Source organism: Falsiphaeobacter marinintestinus, assembly GCF_007923355.1.
GTDB classification, from domain to species: domain Bacteria; phylum Pseudomonadota; class Alphaproteobacteria; order Rhodobacterales; family Rhodobacteraceae; genus Phaeobacter_A; species Phaeobacter_A marinintestinus.
In genome coordinates this window covers 86418-93742 of record NZ_VOGO01000014.1, presented here as the reverse complement: position 1 = coordinate 93742, position 7325 = coordinate 86418, and the positions used below count along the sequence as shown (strand labels likewise).

Annotated in this window: 4 protein-coding genes and 3 pseudogenes; 4 read left to right on the top strand and 3 right to left on the bottom strand. The window is 57.7% G+C overall.

Going from position 1 to position 7325, the window contains the following annotated elements; all coding sequences use genetic code 11:
- A pseudogene (locus FOY56_RS21070) lies at positions 1 to 130 on the bottom strand (IS3 family transposase); the annotation flags it as partial.
- A gap of 79 nt (positions 131 to 209) precedes the next feature.
- On the opposite strand from FOY56_RS21070, the pseudogene FOY56_RS21065 reads away from it, so the two are divergent.
- A pseudogene (locus FOY56_RS21065) lies at positions 210 to 1255 on the top strand (cytochrome ubiquinol oxidase subunit I); the annotation flags it as partial.
- A 97-nt stretch (positions 1256 to 1352) separates the two neighbouring features.
- A pseudogene (cydB, locus tag FOY56_RS21060) lies at positions 1353 to 2360 on the top strand (cytochrome d ubiquinol oxidase subunit II).
- A 134-nt stretch (positions 2361 to 2494) separates the two neighbouring features.
- On the opposite strand, the gene ychF reads toward cydB, so the two are convergent.
- Both ychF and FOY56_RS21050 read right to left on the bottom strand, forming a co-directional pair.
- Positions 2495 to 3592, bottom strand: a complete 1098-nt coding sequence (gene ychF / locus FOY56_RS21055) for a redox-regulated ATPase YchF (protein WP_146348129.1) — start codon at positions 3590 to 3592, stop codon at positions 2495 to 2497.
- Positions 3593 to 3661: 69 nt separating this feature from the next.
- Positions 3662 to 4681 (bottom strand): Hint domain-containing protein, encoded by a 1020-nt coding sequence (locus tag FOY56_RS21050; RefSeq protein ID WP_146348128.1) that lies wholly within the window; start codon positions 4679 to 4681, stop codon positions 3662 to 3664.
- 170 nt (positions 4682 to 4851) lie between these two features.
- On the opposite strand from FOY56_RS21050, the gene trpA reads away from it, so the two are divergent.
- Entirely contained in the window at positions 4852 to 5643 is a 792-nt protein-coding gene (gene trpA / locus FOY56_RS21045) for a tryptophan synthase subunit alpha (RefSeq protein ID WP_146348127.1), read from the top strand.
- Positions 5644 to 5941: 298 nt separating this feature from the next.
- A complete protein-coding gene (locus FOY56_RS21040) occupies positions 5942 to 7324 on the top strand; it encodes a trimethylamine methyltransferase family protein (protein ID WP_281288848.1) in 1383 nt (460 codons plus the stop codon).
- Position 7325 lies beyond the last annotated feature (1 nt).

The following is a 7325-nucleotide window of genomic DNA, read 5'->3' as shown; positions in this document are numbered from 1 at the left end:
GGTAATAGGTTTGTTCCGTCACTCCGATCTGTCTGATCGCATCAATCCGGGGCATCCCTTGCCCCATCAGAACTTCAACCTGCCGCAACTTCACGACAATCTCTTCGGGCTTGGGTCTTTTAATGGCCATCTCTGATCCTCAGCTTTCCTAATCATAGGGGCGGACCACTTCAAAGGGGGAGGCTCAGAGACAAGAACGAGTCCTGACCCTAGGGCCTTTAATGGCCTATGAAGTGATGTCGGCCCTTTTTTTCTGGAGGCCGGGCTTCTTGGCATCATGTTGTTCGGGCGTGACCGGGTCGGTAACAAACTGCATATGGCCGCCACGACGATGGTTGCGATTGGAACTTTTGTGTCGGCCACATGGATTTTGAGCGTCAACAGCTGGATGCAGACACCAGCCGGGTATGTGATAAATGAAAACGGCCAGTTCATGCCCGATGATTGGCTGGCAATCATTTTCAATCCGTCGTTTCTGTATCGGCTGGTCCACATGGTTCTGGCTGCCTACCTTACGGTGGCGTTTGTCGTCGGCGCCGTCAGCGCATTGCATTTGTTGCGCGACAGGACAGACCCCGAGTCACGTCGGTCTTTTTCGATGGCGATGTGGACTGCAGTTCTGTTTGCCCCGCTTCAGATGTTGGCGGGCGACCAACACGGCCTCAATACGCTCGAGCATCAGCCGATCAAGGTGGCTGCGATGGAAGGGCATTTTGAACATCACTCAAGCGGCAATCAACCTTTGGCGCTGTTCGGTATCCCAAACACGACCGATGGCCGGTTGGATTATGCAATAGAAATTCCTTATCTGGCGTCTTTGATCCTGACGCACACGCTGCACGATCAGATCCGGGGATTGAATGAATTTCCGAAAACCGAATGGCCACCGGTGGCAATCGTCTTTTTCAGTTTCCGCGTGATGGTCGCCGTTGGGATGGCGATGCTGGCGTTGGCGCCGGTCAGTGCCTGGGCTCGTTACAGGTTGCGATTGTTTGACTGGCCCTGGCTGTTGCGCGCAGCCGTTGTCATGGGCCCGTCGGGATTTATTGCCGTGCTTGCCGGGTGGATCACAACCAAAGTTGGGCGACAACCCTATACGGTGTACGAATTGCTGCGCACATCCGAGTCTCTGGCTCCGGTTAAGGCTCCTGCAGTGGCGGCCTCTCTGATCGCCTTCATTGTTGTCTATTTCTTCGTTTTAGGGGCCGGAACAGTTTACATCTTGCGCCTGATGAACCACCGCCCTTCCACTCCTTGACCGGGGTTGCGAGATGGCCTGCTGCGCGCCACCGGCAGCGCACATAGATCATCGGGCGGGGCTGAGGCTGATCGGGCAAACGGGGGCGGACACCTTGGTCTTTGATCTGGCAAACATCTGGGCCGAGCTGATTGCCTTTGCGGTTCTGACCTATGTCATTCTGGACGGCTTTGATCTGGGGCTGGGCATTCTGTTTCCATTTGCCCGGACAGAGCAGAATCGCAACACGATGATGAATTCAGTGGCCCCGGTCTGGGACGGAAACGAGACCTGGCTTCTGCTTGGCCGCGGCGGGTTGTTCGCAACGTTCCCTTTGGCTTGCGCAATTGTCATGCCCGCATTCTATATGCCGATCATGCTGATGCTGCTTGGATTGGTGTTTCCCGGCGTGTCCTTTGAATTCCGCTGGCGGACCACCGAATGGAGGTCCGTCTGGGACGCCGCTGTTTGTGGCGACTCAACTGTCGCCGCGATGTGTCAGGGAATGGCTTTGGGCGCCTTGCTGCAGGGTATTGAAGTCGAAGGGCGGGCCTATTCCGGTGGATGGCTTGACTGGCTGACAACACTATTTTCGGTGTTCACCGGGCTGGCAGTTGTGGTGGGATATGGGCTGTTGGGGGCGACATGGCTGATCCTCAAAACCGAGGGAGATCTGCAAGCCTAGATGCGCGCCTTTGCCAGGGTTTTGGCGGTCGCCACGTTGACCTTTATCACTGCCGTCACCATCGTGACCCCATTGCTGGTATCGGCCTATCTGGATCGATGGCGGGCCTTTCCGCAATTTCTGTTCACATTCAGTGTTCCGGTGCTGGTATTGGGGCTTGCCGTGTTTCTGTTCTCTGGGCTGAGATCTGGCCGCGACGTGCAACCGTTCTTTTCGACGCTTGGCCTGTTCGTATCTCTTTCATTGGAATCGGCGTTGGGTTTTACCCGATGATCGGGTCCCCTGATATCACCATTGTGCAAGCTGCGGCGCCCGACAAAAGCTTGGCTTTCGTCTTGGTTGGCGCGGCCATACTGGTCCCACTGATCCTGAGCTATACGGCATACGCGTATTGGTTTTTTTTGCGGCAGGATCGACGCGAACAAGGGATACCACTGATGGCCCCGAAACCCGGTTCCACTCAGTTGTTATGGTTTCTCGGCCTTTGGCTGGCAGGCGTTGCGGTGCTAGCCGGTGTGGGCTTTGCCATAAAGTTGGTTCTGACCTGACAGCAAAGCAGGTCATCGTCAGGGTCAGGTGTTGAACAAAAAGTGCAACACGTCCCCGTCCTTGACAATGTACGCTTTGCCTTCCGCGCGCATTTTTCCGGCTTCTTTCGCTCCCTGTTCGCCATTGCAGGCGATAAAATCGTCAAAAGCGATCGTTTCGGCGCGGATGAAACCCTTTTCGAAATCACCATGGATGACACCCGCCGCCTGCGGGGCCGAGGTTCCTTGGCGGATGGTCCAGGCGCGGGCCTCTTTCGGGCCAACGGTGAAATAGGTTTCAAGATGCAAAAGCTCGTATCCGGCCCGGATCAATCGGTCCAACCCAGCTTCTTCCAGCCCCATTTCTTCAAGGAACATCTGCGCCTCGTCATCTTCAAGCTGGCTGATCTCTTCTTCGATCTGCGCCGAGATAACGACATGCGAGTTGCCTTCGGCGGCTGCCATCTCGGCCACACGGGCAGAATGCGCGTTGCCTTCGGCGGCTTCATCTTCGGCGACGTTGCAGACATAAAGCACCGGTTTGGTCGTCAGCAGTTGCAGCATCTGCCATGCTTTGGCGTCTTCGGCATCCACTTCGACCAGACGCGCGGGCTTACCTTCTTCCAGCATCGCCAGCGCTTCGGCCAACAATCGGTCCTGCTGTTGGGCTTCCTTGTCGTTGCCTTTGAGCTTGCGCACCAGATTGGCGCGGCGCTTTTCGATCGATTCCAGATCGGCCAGCATCAATTCGGTTTCGATGGTTTCAGCGTCGGCCACCGGGTCCACACGCCCCTCGACATGGGTCACGTCGCCGTCCTCAAAGCAGCGCAGCACATGCGCGATCGCATCGACCTCGCGGATATTGGCCAAAAACTGGTTTCCAAGCCCCTCGCCTTTTGAGGCGCCCTTGACCAGCCCTGCGATGTCGACAAATGTCATCCGGGTCGGAATAATCTGTTTGGACTGGGCGATTGCGGCCAGCTTGTCCAACCGGGCGTCGGGCACGCCGACTTCGCCCACGTTGGGTTCTATGGTGCAGAACGGGAAATTCGCCGCTTGCGCCGCAGCGGTTTTCGTCAACGCATTGAACAGCGTGGATTTGCCCACATTCGGCAGACCCACAATCCCCATCTTAAAGCCCATACCGGCCTCCCACTATCGATGTGGCGCGTTCTAGGGCTTTGAGCGGGCGCACGCAAGGCGGGCCAGAAATCAGGCCGCCGCGAGGGCTTCGGACTTGTGCACCATAGGCCGGGCAAGAGATCCGAAGGTGTCGATTCCATACTGATCCATACAGGATTGGATCTCGGCCTGATGCGACGATGTAAGCTCGCCCTGCGCGACATCGCCCGGGAAAAAGCTTTCGCTCCACATGCCGTCCGACAAGATAACAGAATGCTGTGGCAAAAGCAGATGAACATATTCGACCCGCCCGCCCTCGATCTTGCGGATCGTTGTGCCATTCTCCAGATCACCGGCCATTGCAAACGCTTCGGGCAACCCGGCGAAGCTTGGTCCTGTCCGGTCCCCCACCAGAAGACGATGACGCTGCGAAACCCGAACAGCACTTTCGGCCCCCAGAACACCGGCTGCGATCTCGATCGGGGCGCATTTCCCAACGGCCCAGAACTTGCGCCGGATTGCACTCAGAACCGGTTGATAGCCACTGTCCCGCGTCAAAACGCGATCCCCCTCAACCAGGGTTTCCACAGATTTCAGACCACGATCCGTGGCAATACGCGATCCGGCGACGAAACAGGGAGGGGTAAAATGGGAAGACGCAAAAACACCGGGGCCTTCCTGAGCGTTGACGATGCGCAGCGGAACGCCCGTGGGGGGCGGGGCCGTGCCAGCAATCGCGATGCCTTCGGCGGCCCGAAATTCTGGCGATGTCGTGACAAAATTGAACGATGTCACCGTCCAGTTTTCTGCCCCTTGAGACACGACGAAAGAATACTCAGCTTCGACGCGCGTTCCGGCCCCGTAGGTCACCCCGCCGAATGTTTGTGCCGTCGTCAGGGTCCGGTTGTCGCAGCCTTGAAACGCGAATTCAGCCCCAGTTATGTCAATCGGGGTCCATTGCGAAGAATCAACCGTCATGGTTTGTCCAACGCGATGGCTGCCATTGCCCTGCATCACGCCATCACGCTCGGCACTGCCGGAAAACAAAACATCGCTCTCAGTGAGAGCCCAAACCACATACTGCACCATTACAAACAGATCCCGCTGCATCCCGCCGTAATCATTATGGGGGTGTTAATTATGAACAAAGGGGAAAGTTGTCGAAAAAAATTCATATCCAGGGTGTGAAGAGAATCAAAGCACCAGAACAGATCGTGGGATTGATTTTCCCGGTCAGTTTCTGCACATCAGGGCGGATGGTTTTTGCAAAGGATTCCACGATGACCCGGATTGACGCCAAGTTCGCCGCCCTTAACACCGCAGGCCGCAAGGCGTTCGTTGCCTATGTCATGGCCGGCGATCCGGATTTCGATACTTCACTGGACGTGGTCAAAGGCCTGCCTAGTGCCGGGGTCGATGTTATCGAACTGGGGTTACCCTTTACCGATCCGATGGCAGACGGCCCGACAATCCAGTTGGCCGGACAGCGCGCATTGGATGCAGGCATGACGCTTGAGCGCACGCTGGACCTTGCCCGCAGGTTCCGCGAAACTGATGACACCACGCCAATCGTGCTGATGGGATACTACAACCCGATCTATAACCGAGGTGTCGACACGTTTCTGGTTGATGCCAAGGCCGCCGGGATTGACGGGCTGATTGTGGTCGACCTGCCGCCCGAAGAAGACGAAGAATTGTGTATCCCGGCGCAGGCAGCAGGCCTTAACTTTATCCGTCTGGCCACGCCGACGACGGATGACAAACGCCTGCCGCGTGTGCTGCAGAACACATCTGGCTTTGTGTACTATGTCTCGATCACCGGCATCACTGGCGCAGGCGAAGCGGATTCGGTTGATGTTGCCCCCGAAGTGTCCCGGATCAAGTCCAAGACCGACCTGCCCGTCATCGTCGGCTTTGGAATAAACACGCCCGAAAAGTCGCGCGCCATCGCTTCGGTCGCAGATGGCGCAGTCGTCGGCTCTGCCATCGTCAGTCAGATCGGCGCGGGCAAACCGGTCGAAGAAGTGCTTGCTTTCGTCAAGACTCTGTCCGACGGCGCGCACTCGGCCTGATATTTCTTTGAGCTGAAGACGCTTTCTGCTATCAAAATCAAAGCTCAAGTCGGCAGGCAGTGAGCCAAATAGGTGTGTGCCACGTTCTTCGCGTCAAACTGAGGTGCCGACATGACCGAACACGCCCCCTGCCCCACACAAACGCCGTGGACGAAATAATCCGCCTGTCACCCGTGGCGCTGCGGATGCCTTTACCCTTGATCCGATGATGACATTCCGAGCCACGTTCGGCTTTCTGGATGCCGACCGCCTGGATTTCATGTAGAATTGGGTTCTGTCCCTGCCGGAAGATTACGGCGTGATGATCGTGCATCCGACGGTCAAAGCAGCCTTGCTGCGCGCCGGAGCCTGCGAAGGAACCGAAGCCGGGCGCCTGCGCTTTCCGCGCGAACTGGTGGCCGAGGCTTTGGCCAATGCGCCAAAATCCATTCGCCTCAGCGACAAAACCCGCGCGCTCGACATGGAACTACCGCGCACGGATGGCAGTTTTATTCTGCGCACCGGTACCGGCGCGCATGGCTATGTGAACCCGCGCGATGCGTCTTATTACAACATGGATCTGACCGCTGCAGGCGAAATAGCCGCCGTAGCCAACACGCTGGATAAGGTCGGGTTCATCGCGCACCCCTGTGTGCATGGCGTGCCCGAAATCACCGCCGATATCCATTCTTATGGACGGATCTCGGCGAACACCCACAAACACGTCTGGATGCAGCCCTATCAAGAGAATAACGTTGAATATCTGATGAAAATCGCCGCCGCGGCTGCGGGTGGCGAAGACGCGTTGCGCGGCAATCCGTCAACCAGCGTTATCACCTGCCCGTTCTCTCCGCTTGAGTTCAAGTTCGTGGATACCGAGGTGATCATTCAGGCAGGCCACTACGGTGTTCCCGTCCACGCCTGCTCGCTGCCCAGCGCAGGTGGAACCGGGCCTCTTTTCCCCTCTGCCGCCGCCCTGATGGCCCCCGCCGAAGTGGTCGGAATGGTGACAATGGCACATGTTCTGGCCCCCGGCACCCCGGTCATCGCAACGCCGCTGATGTTCGCGCTGGACATGCCCACCGGCAGCGCCCTGCAATCCAGCGTCGAGGCCATTCAGGCCGCCAGCCTGTCGATTCAATTGGTCAAACAGGGCTTTGGCCTTGTCGCGCGCACCTATGGCTCAGGGGCGGATACGCCAGACAGCGATCACCAGTCGATGGCCGACCGGGCGTTCCTGATGCAGACCGGGGCCTTGGCCGGGGCTGACATCCTTGGCGGCGTCGGCCAGCTGGAATGCGCCACCGTGTTCTGCCCGGTGCAGGCGGTTCTGGACAAGGAAATGGGCACAATGATGCGCCGCTTCACCCGACCACCGCAAATCGACGAGGCCAGCCTGAACTGGCAGGAAATGCTGAATGTCTCGGTCGGCGGTCATTTCCTGGACAGCGACCACACCGTCCACGGCTGTCGCGACAAGCAGGTGCCCGAAATTTGCCCACGTGTTGGTCGGGACGATTACGAGGAGTCGGGCAGACGAACCGCTTTCAATGTCGCGCGCGATCACGATCTGGCCGCCATTGATGCCGCACCTGAAGAAGGTGTTCTTTCAGCCGATCAACGCAAAGAGATCGCAACCCTTGCAGCAGCAGCCGACAAGCACATCGTCGAAGTCTACAAGGGCGCGGTTGAGACGATCTGAC